This is a genomic window from Streptomyces pactum (assembly GCF_016031615.1).
GTDB lineage: Bacteria > Actinomycetota > Actinomycetes > Streptomycetales > Streptomycetaceae > Streptomyces > Streptomyces pactus.
This window is the reverse complement of sequence record NZ_JACYXC010000001.1, coordinates 1,716,911-1,740,298: the sequence shown is the minus strand read 5'-3', so window position 1 is coordinate 1,740,298 and position 23,388 is coordinate 1,716,911. Positions and strand designations below refer to the sequence as shown.

Below are 23,388 nucleotides of genomic sequence, written 5' to 3'. Positions count from 1 at the left end.
TGTGCTCCTGCGGGAACGGGATGCCCGGTGGCATCCGGTCGGAAGGTGCGGCGGCGCAGCCGTCCGCACCGGGGCGTGCGGGATACGGGCCACCGGTCGCGCGGGACCGGCGGGCCGTACGGGCGCGCCTATATGCGCAGGAGCTGGAGCCGGCTCAACGAGGGCGGGTCGGGGCCGGTCCGGTCGGAGGGCGCCGGCGGCCGGAGACCGGCCGGGTCGGCGTCGGGCACCACGGCCCCGGCCGGCAGCGGCGGCGGCACCGGCGCGGTGCTGATGCCGGGCGCGGCGCAGGTGGCGTCGGCGTGGTGCGGGTGCCCCTCGCCACCGCCCAGGTCGTGGCACGCCGGGCCGCCCGGCGCGCCGGCGGTGGTGGGACGGCGGTCGTACGCCGGGAGCGCGTGCCCGGAACCGTCCGGGAGCCGCGGCCGGGTGACCGGGGACCGCTCCCCGGTGCCCGTCGCCGGGCCGGCGGACGCGGACCCCGTCCGGGGGCCGGCTGCGGGACGGCGTTCGTACGCCGTGGCGCGCCGGTCGTCGTACGCCGCGCGGTGCGCGTCCCCGGGCGCGCCGTCCCGGTACGCCGGGGCGCCGGACACCTCGCCGGCGTGCGCCGGGGCCGGCCCGGCGGCGACCGGGTGCGGCCCGGGGCCGTGGCCGGCGGCGGGCGCGCCGTGCGGCGGCGCCTGCCGGGCGGACTGCGCGGCGGCCGCGAAGGCACCCGTGCCCAGCCCGTGCATCGCCACGATCCCCGCCAGCAGCGACCACACCAGCAGCAGGCACGCCCGTGCCCGCAGGGGGCGGCGGGTGCGCGTCCGGGTGGTCATGCCGCACATCGTAGGCGTCCTCCGGCCCGTCCGGGCCGCCGGGGGACGCGCACCAGGAGCGCGTCGCGCCCCCCGCCCCGCCCCTGCCCGTCCCGCCCCCGTCGCCGGGTGTTCCGCGCTCCGGCGCACACCCGCGCGTCCACCGGCGCACCGGCGGATTCCCCCGCGGCGCCGGACTCGACCATGATCGGCCGATGTCTCACAATGAGGACGGGCCGGAGCGGGGGGACCGGACGGCCCGACCTGTGCCCCTCGGCGGCCCTGCGGCCGGCGCGACCCGCGGAGTCCCGCCCGCCCCGGCGCGGGGCGCGGGCCGGGGAGCAGGGCGGCGGAGCGGTGACGCCCGTGCGGATCGACACCGTACGGAACCGCGTGCGCAACACGGCCGAAATCGTGTGGTGGGATGCTCACGTGCCCCCGATGTGCCCCGCGGCCTGGGAACGGGCGGCCTGACCTGCGAGGATGGGTGGAAATGGATAAGCAGCAGGAGTTCGTGCTCCGAACGCTGGAAGAGCGCGACATCCGGTTCGTCCGGCTGTGGTTCGCCGATGTGCTCGGCTACCTGAAGTCGGTGGCCGTGGCCCCCGCCGAGCTTGAGCAGGCGTTCGACGAGGGCATCGGCTTCGACGGGTCGGCGATCGAGGGCTTCGCCCGCGTCTACGAGTCGGACATGATCGCCAAGCCCGATCCCGGCACCTTCCAGGTCCTTCCGTGGCGCGCCGAGGCCCCGGGCACCGCGCGGATGTTCTGCGACATCCTGATGCCGGACGGCTCGCCGTCGTACGCCGACCCGCGCTACGTGCTCAAGCGCATCCTCGCCAAGACCTCCGACCTCGGCTTCACCTTCTACACCCACCCCGAGATCGAGTTCTTCCTGCTCAAGCACAAGCCGGACGACGGGTCCCGGCCGGTGCCGGCGGACTCCTCCGGCTACTTCGACCACACCCCGCAGAACGTGGGCATGGACTTCCGCCGGCAGGCGATCACCATGCTGGAGTCGATGGGCATCTCGGTGGAGTTCTCCCACCACGAGGGCGCCCCGGGCCAGCAGGAGATCGACCTGCGCTACGCCGACGCCCTCTCCACCGCCGACAACATCATGACGTTCCGGCTGGTGATGAAGCAGGTGGCGCTGGAGCAGGGGGTGCACGCCACCTTCATGCCCAAGCCGTTCTCCGAGTTCCCCGGCTCGGGGATGCACACCCACCTGTCGCTCTTCGAGGGCGACCGGAACGCCTTCTACGAGTCGGGCGCGGAGTTCCAGCTGTCGAAGGTGGGCCGGTCCTTCATCGCCGGTCTGCTGCGGCACGCCTCGGAGGTCTCGGCCGTCACCAACCAGTGGGTCAACTCCTACAAGCGCATCTGGGGAGGGGCGCAGGGCCGCACCGCGGGCGCCGGCGGCGAGGCGCCGTCGTACATCTGCTGGGGGCACAACAACCGGTCGGCGCTGGTCAGGGTGCCGCTCTACAAGCCCGGCAAGACCGGCTCCACCCGGGTCGAGGTCCGCTCCATCGACTCCGGCGCCAACCCCTACCTGGCGTACGCGGTGCTGCTGGCGGCCGGCCTGAAGGGCATCGAGGAGGAGTACGAGCTGCCGGCCGGCGCCGACGACGACGTCTGGGCGCTGTCCGACGCCGAGCGCCGCTCGATGGGCATCGAGCCGCTGCCGCAGAACCTCGGCGAGGCCATCTCCCTGATGGAGCGGAGCGAACTGGTCGCCGAGACGCTCGGCGAGCACGTCTTCGACTTCTTCCTCCGCAACAAGAAGCAGGAGTGGGAGGAGTACCGCTCCGAGGTCACCGCCTACGAGCTGCGGAAGAACCTGCCGGTGCTGTGAGCGGGCCGGGTGCCCCGGCACCCTGGCGCCAGTGCCCGGCCGGAGGCTTCGGCCCCCGGCCCCGGAGCCGATGACCGCCTTCCGGGGCCGGGGCGACACCGCCCGGGTGCCCGGTCCGAGGGGCCGGTTACCCGGGGCGCCCGGCCCCGGGTTCGGGTCGGATCCGGCGTCTCCCCGGCCGACCCCGCCGGCCCGGTCGCCGGGCCGGCGGTGATTGTCCGCGCCGCCTCCGGCGGGGGCTGCCGCGTCCGGCTCGGCGCAGGGCCGACCTGTGCCGGCCCGCGCTGCCGGCCCCGGGCCGGTGCTGCCCGGCCGGGGACTTCGGGACCGGTCCCGGAGCCCGATGACCGTCCTTCCGGGGCCTGGGCGGCGGCACCGCCCGGACGCCCGGTCCGAGGGGGCGGTTACGCGGGTGGCCGACCCGGGGTCCGGCCCCGGGGCCGGACCGGGGCCCGCGTTCCCCCGGTGGCCCCACCACCGACCCGGCCGCCGGGCCGGTGGTGGGGCAGGCCGCCCCTCCGGTGAGCCTGGTGAGGCCCGCTCCCTCCGGTGAGCTCCCGCAGGTCCGGGCGAGTGCTGCTCCGGCCCAGCAGACACCCGCCGGGGCCGGTCGTCCGGTCCCGGCCGGGGCGCCGCACGACCGCGGCGTTCCCGCTCCGGGCCGGCCGGGATTAAGCTCGCAGCGGCGATCATGAGCGGCGAGCGAGGCGGTGCGACGTGCTGCAAGGGCGACGGGACAGCCGGTTCAGGCGACTGCTGCGCTACGGGTTCACCGACCCCGCGACGGCCGAGCGGCTCCTCGACCTGCCGGAGATGGCGCCGGTGTGGAGCGATCCGGTGCTGCTGGACGCACTGGGCGCCACCGCCGACCCGGACGCCGCGCTGCGCGGCCTGGTCCGGCTGGTCGAGACGCTGCCGGAGGCGGAGGACGCCCCCGCCGGAGCCACCGGCAGGACCGGCGACGACCGACCGGCCACCACCGGCGGGCGCCCACCGGCCCCCGCCACGGGAGCCGGCCCGGCCACCACCGGGGACGGGGCCCGGGCCGGCTCCCGGCAGGCACTGCTGGCCACGCTGGCCGCCGCCAAACCGCTGCGGGACCGGCTGCTGGGCGTCCTCGGCGCCTCCGAGGCGCTCGGCGACCACCTCGCCCGCCACCCGTACGACTGGCAGTCGCTGCTCACCTATGAGCCGGCCGACCTGCACCCCACCACCCCCGACTTCGAACAGGCGCTGACCGAGGGGATCTGGAGCCGCGCCGGCGATACCCGCCCCCGGCCCGACGCCCTGCGCATCGCCTACCGGCGCTGCCTGCTGCGCATCGCCGCCCGCGACGTGTGCGGCACCACCGACGTCGCCCGGACCGCCGCCGAACTGGCCGACCTGGCCACCGCGACGCTCCGCGCGGCCCTGCGGATCGCCGCCGAGGAACAGCCCGAGGACGCCGCCCGCTGCCGGCTCGCGGTGATCGGCATGGGCAAGTGCGGCGGCCGGGAGCTGAACTACGTCTCCGACGTGGACGTCATCTTCGTCGCCGAGCCCCGGGAGCGGAACGGTGACCTGGAACCGGCCGACGAGGCCCGGGCCCTGCAGGCCGCCACCCGGCTCGCCGCCCGGATGATGCGGATCTGCTCCGACACCACCATCGAGGGCACCATCTGGCCGGTCGACGCCAACCTCCGCCCGGAGGGCCGCAACGGGCCGCTGGTCCGGACCCTGAGCAGCCACCTGGCGTACTACGAGCGGTGGGCCAAGACCTGGGAGTTCCAGGCGCTGCTCAAGGCCCGGCCGGTCGCCGGCGACGCCGAGCTGGGCCGGGCGTACGCGGACGCCGTCGCCCCGCTGGTCTGGCAGGCCGCCGAGCGGGAGAACTTCGTCGCGGACGTCCAGCAGATGCGCCGCCGGGTGGTGGAGAACATCCCCGCCGCCCAGATCGACCGGGAGCTCAAGCTCGGCCCCGGCGGCCTGCGCGACGTCGAGTTCGCCGTCCAGCTGCTCCAGCTGGTGCACGGCCGGACCGACGCCACCCTGCGCAGCGGCACCACCCTCGACGCGCTCGACGCGCTGGCGGCCGGCGGCTACGTGGGCCGCGCCGACGCCGCCGCCCTGGACACCGCGTACCGCTTCCTGCGGTCCATGGAGCACCGCATCCAGCTCTACCGGCTCCGCCGCACCCACCTGGTGCCCGAGGACGAGCAGGAGCTGCGCCGCCTGGGCCGCTCCCTGGGGTTCCGCGCCGAGCCGGTGGCCGAGCTGGGCAAGGAGTGGCGGCGGCACGCCCGCGAGGTGCGGCGGCTGCACGAGAAGCTCTTCTACCGGCCGCTGCTGGACGCCGTCGCCCAGCTGGAGCCCGGCGCCGCCCGGCTCAGCGCCAAGGCGGCCGGGCAGCGCCTGGAGGCGCTCGGCTACGCCGACCCGGTCGCCGCGCTGCGCCACCTGGAGGCACTGGCCTCCGGGGTCAGCCGGAAGGCCGCGATCCAGCGCACCCTGCTGCCGGTGCTGCTCGGCTGGTTCGCCGACTCCGCCGATCCGGACGCCGGCCTGCTCAACTTCCGCAAGGTCTCCGACGCGCTCGGCAAGACCCCCTGGTACCTGCGGCTGCTGCGCGACGAGGGCGCCGCCGCGGAGAACCTGGCCCGGGTGCTGTCGGCCGGCCGGTTCGCCCCCGACCTGCTGCTGCGGGCCCCGGAGGCGGTCGCCCTGCTCGGCGATCCGGAAGGGCTGCGGCCCCGCGGCCGGGCCGCGCTGGAGCAGGAGATCCTGGCCGCGGTCGGCCGGGCGGACAGCGGCGAGCAGGCGGTCGCGGCGGCCCGCGGGGTACGCCGCCGGGAGCTGTTCCGCACCGCGGCGGCCGACATCATCGAGGCCTATTCCGGCGCCACCGGCCCCGCGACCGCCGGCCCGGACACCGCCGGCAGCAACCCCCCGGGCCCCCGGGCGGGCGCCGCCCCCCAGGACCCGGCCACCGGGCCCGGCACCGGGCCCGAGGACGTCGGCGCCGCGGTGGACCGGGTCGGCCGCGCGATCTCCGACATCAACGCCGCCACCCTGGCCGGAGCGCTGCGCGCCGCGGTCCGCGACCGCTGGGGCGACGAGCTGCCCACCCGCTTCGCGGTCATCGGCATGGGCCGCTTCGGCGGCCAGGAGCTGGGCTACGGCTCGGACGCCGACGTGCTCTTCGTCCACGAGCCGCGGGAGGGCGCGGACGAGCAGGAGGCGGCCCGGGCCGCGTTCGAGGTCGCCAACGAGATGCGGCGGCTGCTCCAGTTGCCCACCGCCGATCCGCCGCTGCCGATCGACGCCGACCTGCGGCCCGAGGGCCGGTCCGGGCCGCTGGTCCGCACCCTCGCCTCGTACGCCGCGTACTACCGGCGCTGGTCGCTGACCTGGGAGAGCCAGGCGCTGCTACGGGCCCAGCCGGTCGCCGGCGACGCCGAGCTCGGCGCCCGGTTCATCGAGCTGATCGACCCGCTGCGCTACCCCGCGAACGGCCTGGACGAGGAGGCGGTCCGGGAGATCCGGCGGCTCAAGGCCCGGATGGAGAGCGAGCGGCTGCCGCGCGGCGCCGACCCGGCCACCCACACCAAACTGGGCCGCGGCGGGCTGTCGGACGTCGAGTGGACCGTCCAGCTGCTCCAGATGCGGCACGGCGCGGCCGAACCGGGCCTGCGCACCACCCGCACCCGGGAGGCGCTGGCCGCCGCGCACGCGGCCGGGCTGATCGACACCGACGACGCGGAGATGCTGGACGAGGCGTGGGTGCTCGCCACCCGGGTGCGCAACGCGGTGATGCTGGTCCGCGGCCGGCCCGGCGACACCTTCCCCGCCGAGAGCCGGGAGCTGGCCGCCGTCGGCCGCTACCTGGGGTACGAGTCCGGGCACGTGGGCGAGATGCTCGACGACTACCGGCGCACCACCCGCCGCGCCCGCGCCGTGGTGGAGCGGCTCTTCTACGACGGCGCCTGACCGCCCCGGCCCCCGGCGGGCGCCGCGCTGCCGGAGTCCCGCCCTGGAGGCGCCCGCGCCTGCGGTGCCGGGGGCTTGCGGGGCCCTCTCCGTCCGGAGCGCCGCCGGCGGACCGACCGTAAGGGACCGCCGTCACCCGTACGGGGTGGCTGTGCTCGTCCGGAGCCGCCCTGCCCGTACGGGGGGAGGCTCGCCCGTACGGGGTGGCCCTGCCCTTACGGGGGGCCGCCCCTTACGGGGGCCCTGCCTTTACGGGGTGGACCCAGCCCTTGCGGGGGTGACCTCGCCCTTATGGGAGGCCTGCCCTTACGGGGCGGCCCTGCCCGTCCGGAGCCGCCCTGCCCTTACGGGGCGGCCCTGCCCTTACGGGGTGTCGCCGGTGCGCGGGCCGAATGCGCGCCCCCGGGGCCGGCGGGCGGCCGCAACGCTCGCTGCCCGGTGCGGCCGTACCTCTCCGGGCCCGCCCGCCGACGGTCCCGGCCGGCCGGCCGTCGCCCTGCCGGAGCCGGGGCGGGTGAGCGGCCCGGCGGGGCGTCCGCAGCCCCCGCCGGGCCCGTCCCGGCCGTCGTCCCGCCGTGCCGGAGTTCCGGACGGCGGGACGGCGGCGCCCCACGAGATCCGCCCGGCGCCGGCGTGGGGCACGGGCCCGTCAACCCCCCGCCCCGGCGCGCCGACCGGTGTACGCCCTCACCAGCCGGCGTACGTCCGCCACGTCACGGCCGGTGCGGGCCCGTCACGACCGGCGTACGCCTGCCACGTCACGGCGGTGCGCGTCGTCACGGCCGGTGTACGGCCGTCACCGGTCGACGCACGCCCCGTCACCGGCCGACGCAGGCCCCGTCCCCGGCCGGCGTACGGCCGTCACCCGGCCGGGCCGGGGCGAAAAGGCGTTCCAGCACCACGGCCACCCCGTCGTCGTCGTTCCGGGGCGCCACCTCGTGCGCGACCGCGCGCAGCCGGGGGTGGGCGTTGCCCATGGCCACCCCGTACCCGGCCCAGGTCAGCAGCGGCACGTCGTTGGGCATGTCGCCGAAGGCGATGGTCTCCGACGGGGTGAAGCCCAGCCGGTCCGCGGCGCGCTGGAGGCCGGCGGCCTTGGTGGTCCCGGCGGGCAGCACCTCGATCACGCCCCGGTCCGAGTGGGTGACCGAGACCCGCGAGCCGCCGATCCGCGCCGCGGTCGCCGCGACCAGCTCGTCGGGCAGCTCCCGGTGGCGCATCAGCACCTTCTCCACCGGCCCGGCGAACAGCTCCGCCCGGTCCGCCGCCCGCCCCCACTCGGGGCGCGGCCGGTCGGCGAACCCCGGCAGGAACACCAGGCGGTTCTCCGGGGCCGCGGTCACCACCGCCAGCGCCAGCGGCGAGCGGCCCAGCTCCCGCTCGGTCCGCTCCACCACCGAACGGGCCACCTCGCGGTCGAGCGGGACGCTCTCCAGCAGCCGGTCCGCCGAGGCGTCGTAGAGCTGGGCGCCCTGCCCGCAGACCGCCAGCCCGCGGTACCCCATGGCGGCCAGGAACGGCCGGCAGGACGCCGCGGGCCGGCCGGTGACCACCATGTGCCGCGCCCCGGCGGCCGCGGCCAGGGCCAGCGCCGCGCGGCTGCGGGCCGACACCGTCAGGTCGCCGCGGAGCAGCGTGCCGTCCAGGTCGGTGGCGACCACGCGGAAGCGGGCGGAGCCGGGCAGTGGCGTCCGGCGGGCCGGGCCGGGCGCCGGGCCGCCGGGCCCGCCGTCCGGGACGGCGGGCGGCACCGGGGACCGGCCGTCGGTCACCGGGCGAACCGGGAGCGGGCGTGCTCGTCGATGACCTCGGTGACCCGGGCGAGATCCATGTCGGCGTAGCGGAACTCCAGCCGCCCGGTGCCGCCGGTGAGCAGGTCCAGCGAGTCGTGGCGGGCGTTGAAGGCGATCTCGTTCTGGCCCGGGTTCCGGTAGTCGGCGGGGAACCACATCTCGATCTCCTGCCACCAGTCCACCTGCGAGCGGACCGCCGAGCTGGGGGTGCCCTTCTTGCACTCCGCCTCGTCGAACCGGAAGCCCAGGTCGGAGTACGCCTGGAGGACCATGTCCTGCTGCGGCAGCGCGTGCACCGCGAACTCGTCGAAGTCACCGCGGTCGACGGCGTTGTCGATGGCCAGCTCGGTACGGACCGCGACCCGGGCGCCGCGCAGCCGCCGGCCGCCCAGGATGTGCGTCAGCGGCATCTCCCAGGGCAGGTCCAGCACCACGCGCTCGGTGACCTCCGCGCCCGCGGCCAGCGTGAACGGCCCCGGCAGTTCGCCGCTGACCAGGACGCCGGGGTTCTCCCAGCGGTCCTCAGTGGTCTCCATGTCCTCGAACCGGGTCACCACCTGGAGGGTGAGCCGTTCGATGGTGACGTCGGCGCCGCCGCCCCGCATGGTGACCTCGCAGCCGAGCTGGTCGCCCGGGCGCACCGTGGTGTTGTCCAGCACCGTCTCCACGCTCGGCGCGTTGACGCCCAGGGCGCTGAGGAACTTACGGAAAGCCATGGAGAAAACCCCTCCCTCGTCGTGCCCGCGCGGACCGGACGCGACCGGACGCCGGTGCGTGGTTCGCGCGGGTGTGCGACGCCATGATCGCAGCAGGGTGGAGGCGTCCACCGGGGGAGGGTCCCTCCCGCGGGCCCGACGACCGGCGGGGCCCATGGGGCGCGCCGGTCGGACGACAGGCCGGCGGCGGGGGAGGGCGGGGGCGGTCAGCGGCGGGGGCGGGCGGTCAGCGGCGGGGCGGGCGCTGGGCGGTGGTGCCGCGGCGCGGCGGGCCGGCCACCGGGGCGGTGCGGGCCGCGGTCCCGGCCCGTGAGCCCGTGGCACGGGCCGTGCGTACCGGCGTGGCGGAGCCTTCCGCGGGGCCCGGCGCCCGGCCGGACGGGGGCCGTCTCCGCCGGGTCGGACGCCGGGGCCGGGGCGGCCGGCGCGGCGGACCCGGAGAAGCTGCCCGGCACCCGGGCGGGGTCCTCCCCGGGTGCGGGGTCCACCGCAGGGGAGGGGGCGTCCGCCGGCCGGTCCGTACCGGCCGGCGGAAGCGGCGTACCGGCCGCCGGGAGCGGGGCGCCGGCAGTCTCCGGGGCGCGCGGGCGGGCGACCGGGGCGTCCGCCGGGCGGTGGCGTACCGGCACCCTCGGCAGCCGGTAGCACAGCGCGCGGTACCACCCGAAGGACACCGCGAAACCGAAGGCCAGGCAGAGCACGCCGCCGACCGCGTCCAGCCAGAAGTGGTTCGCGGTGGCCACGATGACCAGGCCGGTGGCGGCCGGGTAGAGCAGGCCCAGCACCTTCACCCACACCAGGCGGGTGAGCATGGCAATGGTGATGCCGCACCACAGCGACCAGCCAATGTGCATCGAGGGCATCGCCGCGTACTGGTTCGACATCTCCGACAGGTTGCCCGAGGCCATCGAACCCCAGGTGTCGTGCACCACCACCGTGTCGATGAAGTCGCCGCCGGGCATCAGCCGGGGCGGCGCCAGCGGGAAGAGGTAGTAGCCCAGCAGGGCGACGCCGGTGGTCGCGAAGAGCACCAGCCGGATCGCGGCGTACCGGCCCGGATGCCACCGGTAGAGCCAGACCAGCACGCCGATCGTCACGATGAAGTGCAACGTGGCGTAGTAGTAGTTCATCCCGACGATCAGCCAGTCGACCGAGTCGGCGGCGTGGTTGACCGAGCGTTCGAAGGCGAGACCGAGCCGGTGCTCCCACTCCCAGATCCAGTCCGCGTTGCGCAGCGCCTCGGCGCGCTGCTCGGGCACCGCGTTGCGGATGAGTGAGTACGTCCAGTAGCCGAGCGCGACCAGCAGGATCTCGAACCACAGCCGTGGTCGCCGGGGGGTCCTCAGCCGCGCGAGCGCACGCGGCCGGGCGAGGGGGGCGGCCCCGGCCTCCACCGTGGGTGACAGGGCGGCCGACCCTTCCGGAGTCCTTGCAGTCGCTTCACCCATAGAGCAACAGTCTGCCAGAGAACGGACAGAGACAGATCATCCTCAGGTACGGTCTTCGCCACTTCTGTCCCGGTTCTGGACAGAACCTATCCCTCCGGGTACCGAGGCCGTTGAACCCCGTACGACCAGCTCCGGGAGGAAGACGAACTCGCTGTGCGGCGCCGGGGTGCCGCCGATCTCCTCCAGCAGGGCGCGGACCGCGGCCTGCCCCATGGACTGCACCGGCTTGCGGATGGTGGTCAGTGGGGGATCGGTGAACGGTATGAGCGGGGAGTCGTCGAAACCGACCACCGACACGTCCGCCGGGACGGCCAGCCCCAGCTGCCGGGCCGCCCGGATCGCGCCCAGCGCCATCATGTCGCTGGCGCACACCACCGCCGTGCAGCCCCGTTCGATCAGCGCCGCCCCGGCGGCCTGGCCGCCCTCCAGGGTGTAGAGCGAGTGCTGGATCAGCTCCGCGGACTTCTCCGGCGGCAGGCCCAGCTGCTCGGCCATGCCGTGCTGGAACCCCTCGATCTTCCGCAGCACCGGCACGAACCGGCGCGGGCCCAGCGCCAGTCCGATCCGGGTGTGCCCCAGGGACGCCAGGTGCGTCACCGCCAGCACCATCGCGGCCCGGTCGTCCGGTGAGATGAACGGCGCCCGCACCTTCGGCGAGAAGCCGTCCACCAGCACGAACGGCACCCCCTGGCCGCGCAGCCGGTCGTAGCGCGTCATGTCGGCGGTGGTGTCCGCGTGCAGCCCGGAGACGAAGATGATGCCCGCCACGCCCCGGTCCACCAGCATCTCGGTCAGCTCGTCCTCGGTGGAGCCGCCGGGGGTCTGGGTGGCCAGCACCGGGGTGTACCCCTGGCGGGTGAGGCCCTGACCGATCACCTGCGCCAGCGCCGGGAAGATCGGGTTCTCCAGCTCCGGGGTGATCAGACCGACCAGCCCGGCGCTGCGCTGCCGCAGCCGGACCGGACGCTCGTAGCCCAGGACGTCGAGCGCGGCCAGCACGGACTCGCGGGTGCCCGCGGCCACCCCCGGCTTGCCGTTGAGCACCCGGCTCACCGTGGCTTCACTGACCCCCGCCTGGGCTGCGATGTCGGCAAGCCGTGCGGTCATGGAGCTGGACTGTACCGGGCGCGTCTCAGATTGCCCACCACGCACAGGAGTCGGCGGGGAGGCGTACGGTCACCTCGCCGTCCACCACCGGGGCGGAGGCCAGCAGCAGCCGCCCGGGCCGGGCCACCTCCACCTCCGTGCCGAGGGTGTTGAGCGTGCACACCAGCCCGGGCCGGACCACCGCGAGCACGCCCGGCGGGTACGCCCCGTCCTCCGGCAGGCCGATCTCCGGCTCGGCCAGCTCCGGCAGCCGCCGGCGCAGGGCGATGGCGGTGCGGTACAGCTCCAGGGTGGAGTCCGGGTCGCCGGTCTGGGCCGCCACGCTGAGCTTGGCCCAGCTGTCGGGCTGCGGCAGCCAGCTGGGGCCGCCCGCCGGTCCGAAGCCGTACGGTGCTTCGGTGCCGGACCAGGGGATCGGGACCCGGCAGCCGTCCCGGAACCCGTCCTGGCCGTCGCCGCGGAAGAAGGCGGGGTCCTGGCGGACCTCGTCGGGCAGGTCGGTGACCTCCGGCAGGCCCAGCTCCTCGCCCTGGTAGACGTAGACCGAGCCGGGCAGCGCCAGCATCAGCAGCGCTGCCGCGCGGGCCCGCCGCAGTCCCTGCTCGGGGCTGTCCTCGGCGTACCGGGTGGCGTGCCGGACCACGTCGTGGTTGGACAGCACCCAGGTCGTCGGCGCCCCCACCGAGGCGGTCGCGGCCAGCGAGGAGTCGATGACCTGGCGCATCCGCGCCGCGTCCCAGGGGCACCGCAGGAACTGGAAGTTGAACGCCTGGTGCAGCTCGTCCGGGCGCACGTACAGCGCCAGCCGCTCGGGGCTGGGCGCCCACGCCTCGGCCACCCCGATGCGCTCGCCGGGATAGGAGTCCAGCAGCCGCCGCCAGGCGCGGTGGATGGCGTGCACCCCGTCCTGGTCGAAGAACGGCAGCCGCTGCGCGCCGATCAGCCGCGCCTGCTCCAGATGGCCCACGTCCGGCAGCCCGGGCGCCTTGACCATGCCGTGCGCCACGTCGATCCGGAACCCGTCCACCCCCAGGTCCAGCCAGAACCGCAGCACCGCGTCGAACTCCTGGTGCACCTCGGGGCAGTCCCAGTCCAGGTCGGGCTGTTCGGGGGCGAACAGGTGCAGGTACCACTCGCCGGGGGTGCCGTCCGGGTTCGTGGTCCGGGTCCAGGCCGGTCCGCCGAAGACCGACTGCCAGTCGTTGGGCGGCAGCGAGCCGTCCGGACCGCGGCCGGGCCGGAAGTGGTAGCGGGCGCGCTCCGGGCCGCCGGGCCGGCCGGCCAGCGCCGCCCGGAACCAGGGGTGCCGGTCGGAGGTGTGGTTCGGCACCACGTCCACGATCACCCGCAGACCCAGCTCATGGGCGGCGCCGATCAGGTCCTGGGCGTCCGCCAGGTCGCCGAAGAGCGGATCGACCGCCCGGTAGTCGGCCACGTCGTACCCGCCGTCGGCCTGCGGCGAGGTGTAGAAGGGCGTCAGCCACAGGGCGTCCACGCCCAGCCGGACCAGGTGCGGCAGCCGCTCCCGGACACCGCGCAGGTCGCCGACGCCGTCCCCGTCGCTGTCGGCGAAGGACCGTACGTACACCTGGTAGATGACGGCGTGCCGCCACCAGTCACGGGCGGCGGGCGCCGCCGGCCGGGTCGCGGGAGGGATGTCGGCCGGAGTGCGGCCGGGGGCGGTCGGTTCCTGCGTCATGGCGCTCCCTGTCGGTGCGGATCGTGCGGGACCGGACGGAGCCGGCGCCGCCGGACGCGCCGGTCCCGCGCCTGGTACAGCGGCGGGCGGGACCGGGCGGCACGGGGCGGCACCGGACGGATCTGACGGATCTGACGGACCGATGGACCGGTGGGGACGGCGGGACCGTGCAAGGACGGGCTTAACCGGAACGTAACATCCCTGCAAGTCTTGCGGAAGGGCTTGCAAAACCCTTCCGTCGTGCGCCCCCGGGGTGCGACGGGCGCGGACCGGCGCCCGGGGCCCGCCGGGCCGGATGGCGGAACGGCCACCGGAAGGACACGCGGCGGTAACGATCCGGGGTTGCGATCCGGCTCCCTTGCAGAAAACTTACGCAAGGCCTTTCGGCTTTTTTTCATCCCTGTTACGTTCCTCGGCATTCCGGCACCGCGATGGTGCGGTCGGCTTCCAAGGAGTTTCGATGCGACGTGGCATAGCGGCCACTGCGCTCGTCGCGGCCCTCGCGCTCGCGGCGACCGCGTGCGGCGACGGTGACGACAAGAAGCAGAACAAGTCGTCCGGGGAGATCTCCGGCACCGTCACCTACTGGGACACCTCGAACGACGCCGAGAAGGCCACGTACAAGAAGCTCGCCGAGGACTTCACGAAGAAGTACCCGAAGGTGAAGGTCGACTACGTCAACGTGCCCTTCGGCGAGGCGCTGAACAAGTTCAAGAACGCCGCCGGCTCCGGCGGCTCCGGCGCCCCGGACGTGCTCCGGGCCGAGGTCGCCTGGACCCAGGACCTGGCCAACATCGGCTACCTCGCCCCGCTCGACGACACCCCGGCGCTGGACAAGCAGCTGGACTACCTGCCGCAGGCCATGGCGAGCACCAAGTTCGAGGGCAAGACCTACGGGGTGCCGCAGGTCATCGACACCATGGGCCTCTTCTACAACAAGAAGATGCTCGACGAGGCCGGCGTGAAGCCGCCCACCACCCTCACCGAGCTGAAGGCCGCCGCGAAGAAGATCAAGGAGAAGACCGGCAAGACCGGCCTGTACCTGCGCGGCGACGACGCCTACTGGTTCCTGCCCTTCCTCTACGGCGAGGGCGGCGACCTCCTCGACGTGAAGGCGAAGCGGGTCACCGTGGACGACGAGTCGGGCGTCAAGGCGTTCGCCGCCGCCCGCGACCTGGTCGAGTCCGGCGCGGCCGTCACCGACGCCACGGACGGCTGGGAGAACATGCAGAACGCCATCAAGAACGGCGACGTCGCCATGACGATCAACGGGCCGTGGGCGATCGAGGACACCCTCGGCGGCAAGGCGTTCAAGGACCGCTCCAACCTCGGCGTGGTGCCCATCCCCGCGGGCAGCGGCGGCCAGGGCTCCCCGCAGGGCGGCCACAACCTCGCCGTCTACGCCGGCAGCGACAACCTCGACGCCTCCTACGCCTTCGCCCGCTACATGAGCTCCGCCGAGGTGCAGGCGAAGACCACCGAGGCGCTCAGCCTGCTGCCCACCCGGGCGTCGGTCTACAACAAGCCCGAGGTCGCGTCCAACGCCAACGTGAAGTTCTTCCGGGACGCGGTGGACAAGGCCGTCGAGCGCCCGTGGATCCCCGAGGGCAACAGCCTCTTCCAGGCCATCCTGGTGGAGTTCCCCGGCGTGCTGACCGGCAAGACCTCCCCGGAGGACGCCGCCGAGGCGGTCGGCAAGGCCTACCGCAAGCTCCTCAAGGACGACTGGAAGTAGGAGACCGGCACCGATGGCTGTTGACACCAGTCGGCCGGCGGAACCGGCCGGGGACGCGCACCGCGCCCCCGGCCGGGCCCGGAAGCCCGGCTCCACCGCACACGGCACCCCCGGCCGGCTCCGCCGCGCGCTGAGCACCCACTGGTACGCCTGGGCCATGGTCGCCCCCGTGGTGGTCGTGATCGGCCTCATCGTGGGCTACCCGCTCGGCCGAGGTGTCTACTTGTCCCTCACCGACGCCGACGAGTCCAACGTCGAGCGCACCATCGGGGTCAACCACATCCCCGCCACCTACGACGTCGTGGGCCTGGACAACTTCACCGCCGTCCTGGAGGACGGCGTCTTCTGGGACCGGCTGATCTGGACGGTGACCTGGACGGTCTCCTGCGTCGGCATCACCTTCGCGCTGGGCCTGGGCCTGGCCGTGCTGCTCAACCGGCAGTTCAAGGGGCGCACCCTCTACCGCTCGCTGCTGATCCTGCCCTGGGCGGTCCCCGCGTTCGTCTCGGTCTTCGCCTGGCGGCTGCTGTACAACGAGAAGAACGGCATCCTCAACAAGATCCTGGACGGCGGCGGCATCGACGCGGTGCCGTGGCTGAACGACCCCACCATGGCCAAGGTCTCGGTGATCGCGGTCAACGTCTGGCTGGGCGTGCCGTTCATGCTGGTGGCGCTGCTGGGCGGACTCCAGTCCATCCCCGGCGAGCTGTACGAGGCGGCCGAGATGGACGGTGCCAGCCCCTGGCAGCGGTTCCGCCACATCACCCTGCCGGGGCTGCGCTCGGTCAGCAGCACGGTGGTGCTGCTCTCCACCATCTGGACCTTCAACATGTTCCCGGTGATCTTCCTGCTCACCCGGGGCGGACCCGGTGACAGCACCGAGATCCTGGTGACGTACGCCTACCGGCTGTCCTTCGTCAACAGCCCGCGCGACTTCGCCGGCGCCTCCACCTGGGGCGTGCTGATCCTGATCATCCTCATGCTCTTCGCGGTGGTCTACCGCCGTTCGCTCCGCAAGCAGGGAGAGGTCTGGTAGCCATGGCCGCACCCACCGCGCCCACCCCGCGCCCCGCCGCGTCCAAGCCCCGCGGACCGCGCGGCCGGCGCTCCCCGCTGGCCTCCGTCGGCCTGCACCTGACGCTGATCCTCGCCGCCGCGATCGCGGTCTTCCCGCCGCTGTGGCTGCTGGTGACCTCGTTCAAGCCCAAGAGCGAGTCCTTCAGCACCGACGTGGTGAAGAACCCGACGCTGGAGAACTACACCCACGTCCTGAACGACACCGAGTTCCTCGCGTGGTTCGGCAACTCGCTGTTCGTGGTGGCCGTCACCACCGTGCTGGGCGTCTTCGTGGCCGCCACCACCGGCTACGCCGTCAGCCGCTTCCGGTTCCCCGGGATGCGCCCGCTGATGTGGCTGCTGCTGATCACGCAGATGTTCCCGATGGCCATCCTGATCGTGCCGCTGTACAACATCATGTCCACGCTCGGCTGGCTCAACCAGCCGATCTCCCTGATCGTCACCTACCTGACGATCGCGGTGCCGTTCTGCGCCTGGATGATGAAGGGCTTCTTCGACACCATCCCGGTGGAGATCGACGAGGCGGGCCGGGTGGACGGCCTCAACCCGTTCGGCACCTTCTGGCGGCTGATCGTGCCGCTGGCCAAGCCGGGCATCGCGGTCACCGCCTTCTACACCTTCATCACCGCCTGGGCCGAGGTGGCCTACGCCTCGGCGTTCATGACCGGGGAGGAGAACCTCACCCTCCCCGCCGGCCTGCAGACGTTCGTCAACCAGTACACCTCCGACTGGGGCGCGATGACGGCGGCGGCCGTGATGATCGCGGTGCCCGCGGCGCTGGTCTTCGCCTGGGCCCAGCGGCACCTGGTCGCCGGGCTGACCGCCGGCGCCACCAAGTCGTAACCCGGTACCCCGCCCGGCCCCGGGGCACCGGGCTCCGGGCGGGCTGGTTCTCACACACTCCAAGGACACCATGACCCAGCATCTCGCTGACCCCGCCGTCGGTGCGGCGGTCACCTCCGACACCCCGGTCCGCACCCCGGACTGGTGGCGGGACGCGGTGATCTACCAGGTCTACCCGCGCAGTTTCGCCGACGGCAACGGCGACGGCATGGGCGACCTGGAAGGCGTCCGCAGCCGCCTGCCGTACCTGAAGGACCTCGGCGTGGACGCCGTGTGGCTCAGCCCCTTCTACGCCTCGCCCCAGGCCGACGCCGGATACGACGTCGCCGACTACCGCGCCATCGACCCGATGTTCGGCACCCTGCACGACGCGGACGCGGTGATCCGCGAGGCGCACCGCCTCGGTCTGCGGGTGATCGTGGACCTGGTGCCCAACCACTGCTCCGACCGGCACGCCTGGTTCCGGCAGGCGCTGCGGGAGGGACCCGGCTCCCCGCTGCGCGCCCGGTTCCACTTCCGCCCCGGCCGTGGCGCGGACGGCGAACTGCCGCCCAACGACTGGGAGTCGATCTTCGGCGGACCGGCCTGGACCCGGACCACGAACCCGGACGGCACCCCCGGCGAGTGGTACCTGCACCTGTTCGCCCCCGAACAGCCCGACTTCAACTGGGACCACCCGGCCGTCCACGACGAGTTCCGCTCCATCCTGCGGTTCTGGCTGGACCTGGGCACCGACGGCTTCCGGATCGACGTCGCACACGGCCTGGTCAAGGCCGCCGGGCTGCCGGACCTCGGCCACAGCGAACAGCTGAAGCTGCTCGGCAACCAGGCCATGCCGTTCTTCGACCAGGACGGGGTGCACGAGATCTACCGTGGCTGGCGGAAGATCCTCGACGAGTACGCCGACGGCCCCGGCACCGAGCGGATCGGGGTGGCCGAGGCCTGGACCCCCAGCCCCGGACGCACCGCCCTGTACGTGCGCCCCGACGAGCTGCACCAGGCGTTCAACTTCCACTTCCTGGGCACCCCGTGGGACGCCGCGCGGATGCGCGAGGTCATCGACTCCTCGCTGGACTCCATGCGTCCGGTGGGGGCGCCGACGACCTGGGTGCTGTCCAACCACGACGTGGTCCGGCACGCCACCCGGTACGCCGAGGACAGCCCCGAGCAGGGGCTGCGGCGGGCCCGCGCGGCGGCGCTGCTGATGCTGGCGCTGCCCGGCTCGGTCTACGTCTACCAGGGCGAGGAGCTGGGCCTGCCGGAGGTCACCGACCTGCCCGACGAGGTCCGCCAGGACCCCGCCTTCTTCCGCGGCGACGGCCAGGACGGGCTGCGCGACGGCTGCCGGGTGCCGATCCCCTGGTCCGGCACCGAACCGCCGTACGGCTTCGGACCGGCGGGCGGCCCCAGCTGGCTGCCGCAGCCCGACAGCTGGGCCGGACTCAGTGTCGAGGCCCAGACCGGTGACCCGGACTCCACCCTGGAGCTGTACCGCACGGCCATCGCCCTGCGCCGCGACCTGTCCGCGCTGGGCGCCGGCGACGCGGTGGAGTGGCTGCCGGCGCCGGAGGGCGTGCTGGCGTTCCGCCGCGCGGACTTCGTCTGCACCGTCAACACCACCGGCGGGCCGGTCATCCTGCCGGCCCCGGGCCGGGTGCTGCTGGCCAGCGGACCGCTCCCGGCGGACGGGCCGGACGGTGCCGCCGACGGTGCCGGGTTCGCGCTGCCGGCCGACACGGCGGTCTGGTGGGCGGTGTGACCCTCACGCCGTCACGCGGCACCGACCCGGCCGCGCCGCCCCGGCTGGCGGACATCGCCGCCCAGGCGAAGGTGAGCGAGGCCACGGTCAGCCGGGTGCTCAACGGCAAGCCGGGCGTCGCGGGCACCACGCGTCAGCGGGTGCTCGCGGCGCTGGACCTGCTCGGCCACGAGCGGCCGGTGAAGCTGCGGCGGCGCAGCGCCGGGCTGGTGGGGCTGGTGATCCCGGAGCTCACCAACCCCATCTTCCCGGCCTTCGCGCAGGTCATCGAGCAGACGCTGGCCGGACAGGGGTACACGCCGGTGCTGTGCACCCAGATGCCCGGCGGGGCCACCGAGGACGAGCTGGTGGAGCAGCTGGAGGAGCGCGGCGTCACCGGCGTCGTCTTCCTCTCCGGGCTGCACGCCGACACCACCGCCGACCCCGCCCGGTACGTCCAGCTCGCCGCCCGGGGCGTGCCGTTCGTCCTGATCAACGGCCACAACCCGGCGGTGCCCGCGCCCTCGGTCTCGCCGGACGACCGGGCGGCGGCGCGGATGGCGGTGACCCACCTGGCCGCCCTCGGGCACGTACGGATCGGGCTGGCCGTCGGGCCGGCCCGGTACGTACCGGCGCAGCGCAAGGCCGAGGGGTTCGCGGCGGCCCTCGCGGAGCTGCCGGCGGACGCCGGCCGGCCGGCCGGGCCGCTGGTCGAGCACACCCTGTTCACCGTCGAGGGCGGCCAGGTGGCGGCCGGCGCGCTGCTCGACCAGGGCTGTACCGGCATCGTCTGCGGCAGCGACCTGATGGCGCTGGGCGCGATCCGGGAGGTGTGGCGGCGCGGGCTGTCGGTGCCCGGGGACGTCTCGGTGGTCGGGTTCGACGACTCACCGCTGATCGCCTTCACCGCCCCGCCGCTGACCACCGTCCGGCAGCCGGTGCAGGCGATGGCCGCCGCCGCGGTCGGCGCGCTGCTGGAGGCGGTCGAGGGGAACCCGGTCCAGCCCACCGAGTTCGTCTTCCAGCCGGACCTGGTGGTCCGCGGCTCCACCGGCCAGGCCCCCCGCGGCGTCTGACGCCCGCCCCGGTCCCGCCGGGGCGGCGGGGGCGCAGGGTCGCGGGGCGTGGGTCGCCGTCGTCCGGCCCGGACCCTCGGGCGTCGTCCCGTCCGGGCCGGTACGGGTCCGGCCCGGCGGCCGGCCGGTGGTGGGCCGGCCGGCTGTGGGCCAGGGGCGGGGCGCCCGGGCGCCGCGGGCAGGGCTCCGGGGGCCGCGGGCCGGGGGTCAGGGCGCGGGCGGCGGGAACAGCGCGGCCAGCCGGGTGAACAGCTCCGAGAACGGCCCGTCCGGGGGCTCGGCCGCGATCAACCGCCCCATCAGGCCGGCCAGTTCGGCGTCGTGCGCGGCACCCACCGCCGCCAGCGCCCCGAAGTCGTGCACCAGCTGGAGCTCCAGATCGGCGCGGGGCACCGTGCGGCCGTCCAGCCACAGCAGGGCGGTGGTCTCCGCGTGCGAGACCCAGGACCGCACCAGCAGCTCCACCCGGGGGGCGGGCCGTTCGATCTCCAGGTGGTACAGGATGTGCCGGTAGGCGGCGTGCCGCACCTCCTCGATGACCGCGCTGGTGCTGCTGGTGCCCACCGCCGGACCACCGCGCATCAGCGCCGAGAAGCCCGGGCCGTGCTCGTCCACGAAGTCGAAGAACCGCCGCATCACCCGGAGCAGCCGCGCCCCCAGCGGGCCCTCGGGCGGCTCCTCGAAACGGCTCGCCAGCTCCCGCGCGGCCCGCTCCACCGCCGCCTCGTACAGGCTGTGCTTGCCCGGGAAGTAGTGGTAGACCAGCGGCCGGGATATGCCCGCCGCCTCCGCTATCTCGTCGATCGACACGTCCTCGGGGGAGCGGTGGCTGAACAGCTCCAGGGCCACCGCGATCAGCTGTTCTCGGCGCTGCTGCACACCCATCCGGCGACGCGTTCCGCTCGTCATGCGCCCACTCTAATGACAGCGGCCCCGGCGCCGCGGGCCGTCGGCGGGCCCGTGACGGGGCGCCGGCCGGGCCGTCAGCCCAGCGCGCGCATCCGGCCGCCGTCGGCGAGCCGGGCCCGCAGCGCCGGCCGGACCGCCCCGTCCGCCGGTGCCGGGAGGGCCAGCGTCCGGCCCGCCGCCGCCCCGGGCACCGGGCCGCCCGCGGCGATGGAGACCACCTCCGGGCTGCCGGCGGCCAGCAGGTACCACCGGCCGCCGGCCGACCGCCACCGCACCGCGCTCAGCACCCGGGGCTGCCGCGGCCCGCACGCCGTGGAGTCCTCCGCGGTCGCCGCGACCACCCCCGGTGCCCCCGGGTCGTCGGCCGGCGGACGGAACTGGGCCAGCACCGTGCTGCCCGGACCGCGCCAGGTCTCCGCCCGGGCACACACCCACCGGGCGACCCCCGTTCCGTCCGGCAGCGGCTGGACGGCGAACTGCCAGGCGTTGACGCTCCGCACGCCGCGCGAGGCCATGGCGGCCAGCCGGCAGGCGGTGCCGGCCCAGACCGCGCGCGCCTCGGCGCCGGTCACGTCCCGGGGCGCCGGGGGTGCGCCGTAGGTGAGCCGGGCCGGGACGATCTCGCCGAGGTCGGCCACCGTCCGGCCACCGAACTGCGCGGCCTCCCAGCCGCGGCAGCCGCCCCCGCGCGCCACCGGGCTGGGCACCGGTGCGGTCACCCCGTCGGCGGTCCGGCGCAGCGGCCGGGCCGGCCGCCGGGGCGCCAGCAGGTCGCGGACCCGCGCGGTACGGACCCAGGGGGCGGTCAGATAGCGCACCCGGTCACCGGAGCGGCCGATCACCAGCGCGGTCGCCGACGCCTTGTCGCCGGCGTCCACCCGGGCCAGGTCCAGCGCCGCCGGACGCTCCGGGGTGGTGCCCGGAACGGCAGCGCGGTCCGGCCCGCGGCGGGCGGCTGCGGCGCCGGCACCGGACGCCGCCGGGACGGGGGTGCCGGACGCGCCCCGGCCGTCGCCCCGGGGCTCGGCGTACCGCACCAGGCGCAGCCCGTCGTGGAGGACCACCACGGTCGCCCGGTCCACGTCCCCGGCCCACAGCAGCTGCGGCGGCCCGGGCGGCGCCCCCGCCGGCGTGCCGGGGGAGACCGACACCTGGGTGTACGGTCCCGGCCGCGCCCAGGTCCGCAGCGCCCGGCCGAGCAGCGCGGTGTCCCGGATACGCCCGCCGCGCGCGGGCCAGGTGGTGAAGTCCTGGCGGGTGGCCACCCGCCAGGCGCCCGGTTCGGCACGCGTCAGCCGGTCCGGATCGACGGCCGCCGCCGTCGCCGGGTCGCGCGGTTCCGCCGGGGCCGGCGTGGTACCGGGCCCCCAGCCCCTGCCGGGCAGGCCGAGCAGGGAGCCGCAGACCACCAGCGCCGCCGCGCCCACCAGCGCCGCGCGCCCGTGCTGCCGACGGCGCAGCAGGTCGGTCGGCCGGGCCCGCAGCGCGCACGGGTCGCACCGCACGGCCGGCGGCGTGCCCCCGGGCGGGCCGGCCGCGTCGCGCACCGCGGCCGCCTCGGCGAGCGCCGCCCCCGGGTCCGCCACCCCGGCCGCGGCCAGCGCCGCGCGCGCCGCACGGTCGGTCAGCCGCTCCACGACGCGCAGCGCGTACGCGGCCCGGCCCGGCCCGGTGAGACCGGCCAGCGTCTCGTCCAGGGCGAGCCCGTCCGCCGCGTCGCCCAGCGGGAAGAGCCGCAGCCCGCGCACGAGGGGGAGCAGGCCCCGGCGCGGCCACCGCCAGGACCGGCGGGACCGGCCGGCCGCCAGCGCGCCGCGCACCACCCGGACCCGCACACAGGCGTACCCCGGCCCGCCCGCCGTCCCCCCGCCCGGCCGGTCCGGCGGCCGGCCGCCACCCTGGGGGCGGCACGGCCTCCCGGTGCCGGGGCAGCGCCCGCTGGACCAGGGCGTGGGCGGTCAGGACCCGCCGGTCGCGGGGCAGATCCGGCGGAAGGATCAGGTAGCCGAGCCGGACCAGCCGCGGATAGTGCTCGACGACGGCGGCCTCGGCCTGCTCGACACCGACCGGTTCGGCGGCGCCCGGTACGGGGCGGTACGGGGAGGCGGCTGTCGGCTGCAGATGCTCCACGGTGCGTAGAACGAGTGATAGGTGGGATGGTCACTTTGAGCCGTTCGGGCGGAGTGTCACCCTCGTCCGGTCCCGGCGGCGCCCGTCGCCCCGCCTCGGGCCGGCACCGCCGTGTCTGCCGGAACGGGTACGCCGTGCCGGCCGGGACCGGTGCCGCCGTGCCGGCCGGGACGGGCACCGCCGTGCCGGCCCGGGGCCGGTCCCGGGCCGGGGGCCGCCCGGCGCCCGGCTCGCGCCCACCGGTAGCGGGCTGACGGTGCGTGGACCGGCGTCGTGCGCGGGGACGGTCTGACCGCCCCCGGAACCGGGAACCGGGAACCGCCCCCGGCCACGGCCCGTCGCCCCGGGGCCCCGGAACACGGCCTCCCGTCGCCCCGGGCGGTGACGGCGCGCGGCCCCCTGTCGCCCCCGGGGACTCCTGGACGCGGCCCCTGGGGGCCGCCGGGCGGCAGCGGGGGCCGCGTTCCGGGCCGGCAGCGGCGGCCGGCCC

At 75.5% G+C, this 23,388-nt stretch carries 15 protein-coding genes and 1 pseudogene; 8 read left to right on the top strand and 8 right to left on the bottom strand.

Annotation, left to right across the window (positions count from 1 at the left end):
* Positions 1 to 128: 128 nt before the first annotated feature.
* A complete protein-coding gene (locus IHE55_RS06840; protein ID WP_197988214.1) occupies positions 129 to 824 on the bottom strand; it encodes a DUF6153 family protein in 696 nt (231 codons plus the stop codon).
* Between the two features lie 472 nt (positions 825 to 1,296).
* Between IHE55_RS06840 and glnA2 the strand changes: the two genes are divergently transcribed.
* Positions 1,297 to 2,661 (top strand): gamma-glutamylpolyamine synthetase GlnA2, encoded by a 1,365-nt coding sequence (gene glnA2, locus IHE55_RS06835; RefSeq protein WP_197988213.1) that lies wholly within the window; start codon positions 1,297 to 1,299, stop codon positions 2,659 to 2,661.
* 717 nt (positions 2,662 to 3,378) lie between these two features.
* The gene (locus IHE55_RS06830) at positions 3,379 to 6,627 is read left to right on the top strand and encodes a bifunctional [glutamine synthetase] adenylyltransferase/[glutamine synthetase]-adenylyl-L-tyrosine phosphorylase (RefSeq protein WP_197988212.1); all 3,249 of its coding nucleotides are present in this window, start codon (positions 3,379 to 3,381) and stop codon (positions 6,625 to 6,627) included.
* Between the two features lie 818 nt (positions 6,628 to 7,445).
* Here the strand turns inward: IHE55_RS06830 and IHE55_RS06825 are convergent.
* The 5 genes and pseudogenes from IHE55_RS06825 to IHE55_RS06805 all read right to left on the bottom strand — a co-directional run bounded on the left by IHE55_RS06825 (position 7,446) and on the right by IHE55_RS06805 (position 13,390).
* Positions 7,446 to 8,312, bottom strand: coding sequence for an HAD family hydrolase (locus IHE55_RS06825; protein WP_232266018.1), 867 nt, complete (start codon positions 8,310 to 8,312; stop codon positions 7,446 to 7,448).
* 83 nt (positions 8,313 to 8,395) lie between these two features.
* On the bottom strand, positions 8,396 to 9,136 hold the full coding sequence (locus IHE55_RS06820) for a sporulation protein (protein WP_197988211.1): 741 nt from the start codon (positions 9,134 to 9,136) through the stop codon (positions 8,396 to 8,398).
* Between the two features lie 599 nt (positions 9,137 to 9,735).
* A pseudogene (locus IHE55_RS06815) lies at positions 9,736 to 10,584 on the bottom strand (phosphatase PAP2 family protein); the annotation flags it as partial.
* Positions 10,585 to 10,626: 42 nt separating this feature from the next.
* Positions 10,627 to 11,691 (bottom strand): LacI family DNA-binding transcriptional regulator, encoded by a 1,065-nt coding sequence (locus tag IHE55_RS06810; RefSeq protein WP_197988210.1) that lies wholly within the window; start codon positions 11,689 to 11,691, stop codon positions 10,627 to 10,629.
* Positions 11,692 to 11,716: 25 nt separating this feature from the next.
* Positions 11,717 to 13,390: a glycoside hydrolase family 13 protein gene (locus tag IHE55_RS06805; RefSeq protein ID WP_197988209.1), complete on the bottom strand. Its 1,674-nt coding sequence runs from the start codon at positions 13,388 to 13,390 to the stop codon at positions 11,717 to 11,719.
* Between the two features lie 460 nt (positions 13,391 to 13,850).
* On the opposite strand from IHE55_RS06805, the gene IHE55_RS06800 reads away from it, so the two are divergent.
* From IHE55_RS06800 to IHE55_RS06780, 5 genes are all read left to right on the top strand, one after another.
* Positions 13,851 to 15,125: an extracellular solute-binding protein gene (locus IHE55_RS06800; protein ID WP_197988208.1), complete on the top strand. Its 1,275-nt coding sequence runs from the start codon at positions 13,851 to 13,853 to the stop codon at positions 15,123 to 15,125.
* Between the two features lie 13 nt (positions 15,126 to 15,138).
* Positions 15,139 to 16,161, top strand: a complete 1,023-nt coding sequence (locus IHE55_RS06795; protein WP_197988207.1) for a carbohydrate ABC transporter permease — start codon at positions 15,139 to 15,141, stop codon at positions 16,159 to 16,161.
* A gap of 2 nt (positions 16,162 to 16,163) precedes the next feature.
* On the top strand, positions 16,164 to 17,045 hold the full coding sequence (locus IHE55_RS06790) for a sugar ABC transporter permease (protein ID WP_232265478.1): 882 nt from the start codon (positions 16,164 to 16,166) through the stop codon (positions 17,043 to 17,045).
* Between the two features lie 70 nt (positions 17,046 to 17,115).
* Positions 17,116 to 18,804, top strand: a complete 1,689-nt coding sequence (locus tag IHE55_RS06785) for a glycoside hydrolase family 13 protein (protein ID WP_197988206.1) — start codon at positions 17,116 to 17,118, stop codon at positions 18,802 to 18,804.
* Complete coding sequence (locus IHE55_RS06780; RefSeq protein WP_197988205.1) at positions 18,792 to 19,859, top strand: LacI family DNA-binding transcriptional regulator; 1,068 nt, start codon at positions 18,792 to 18,794, stop codon at positions 19,857 to 19,859. The genes IHE55_RS06785 and IHE55_RS06780 overlap by 13 nt, the downstream gene beginning before the upstream one ends.
* A gap of 207 nt (positions 19,860 to 20,066) precedes the next feature.
* Here the strand turns inward: IHE55_RS06780 and IHE55_RS06775 are convergent, their stop codons facing one another.
* Together IHE55_RS06775 and IHE55_RS06770 are read right to left on the bottom strand one after the other, a co-directional pair.
* A complete protein-coding gene (locus IHE55_RS06775) occupies positions 20,067 to 20,768 on the bottom strand; it encodes a TetR/AcrR family transcriptional regulator (protein ID WP_197988204.1) in 702 nt (233 codons plus the stop codon).
* Positions 20,769 to 20,842: 74 nt separating this feature from the next.
* Positions 20,843 to 22,603, bottom strand: coding sequence for a hypothetical protein (locus IHE55_RS06770; protein WP_232265477.1), 1,761 nt, complete (start codon positions 22,601 to 22,603; stop codon positions 20,843 to 20,845).
* Positions 22,604 to 22,688: 85 nt separating this feature from the next.
* Between IHE55_RS06770 and IHE55_RS30840 the strand changes: the two genes are divergently transcribed.
* Positions 22,689 to 22,907: a hypothetical protein gene (locus IHE55_RS30840; RefSeq protein WP_232265476.1), complete on the top strand. Its 219-nt coding sequence runs from the start codon at positions 22,689 to 22,691 to the stop codon at positions 22,905 to 22,907.
* The last annotated feature ends 481 nt before the right edge of the window (positions 22,908 to 23,388 follow it).

Bases quoted from the DNA above. Each gene is read 5' to 3' on its own strand.
- IHE55_RS06840 (WP_197988214.1), bottom strand. From the start codon at position 824: ATGACCACCCGGACGCGCACCCGCCGCCCCCTGCGGGCACGGGCGTGC.
- glnA2 (WP_197988213.1), top strand. From the start codon at position 1,297: ATGGATAAGCAGCAGGAGTTCGTGCTCCGAACGCTGGAAGAGCGCGAC.
- IHE55_RS06820 (WP_197988211.1), bottom strand. From the start codon at position 9,136: ATGGCTTTCCGTAAGTTCCTCAGCGCCCTGGGCGTCAACGCGCCGAGC.
- IHE55_RS06810 (WP_197988210.1), bottom strand. From the start codon at position 11,691: ATGACCGCACGGCTTGCCGACATCGCAGCCCAGGCGGGGGTCAGTGAA.
- IHE55_RS06805 (WP_197988209.1), bottom strand. From the start codon at position 13,390: ATGACGCAGGAACCGACCGCCCCCGGCCGCACTCCGGCCGACATCCCT.
- IHE55_RS06800 (WP_197988208.1), top strand. From the start codon at position 13,851: ATGCGACGTGGCATAGCGGCCACTGCGCTCGTCGCGGCCCTCGCGCTC.
- IHE55_RS06795 (WP_197988207.1), top strand. From the start codon at position 15,139: ATGGCTGTTGACACCAGTCGGCCGGCGGAACCGGCCGGGGACGCGCAC.
- IHE55_RS06790 (WP_232265478.1), top strand. From the start codon at position 16,164: ATGGCCGCACCCACCGCGCCCACCCCGCGCCCCGCCGCGTCCAAGCCC.
- IHE55_RS06785 (WP_197988206.1), top strand. From the start codon at position 17,116: ATGACCCAGCATCTCGCTGACCCCGCCGTCGGTGCGGCGGTCACCTCC.
- IHE55_RS06775 (WP_197988204.1), bottom strand. From the start codon at position 20,768: ATGACGAGCGGAACGCGTCGCCGGATGGGTGTGCAGCAGCGCCGAGAA.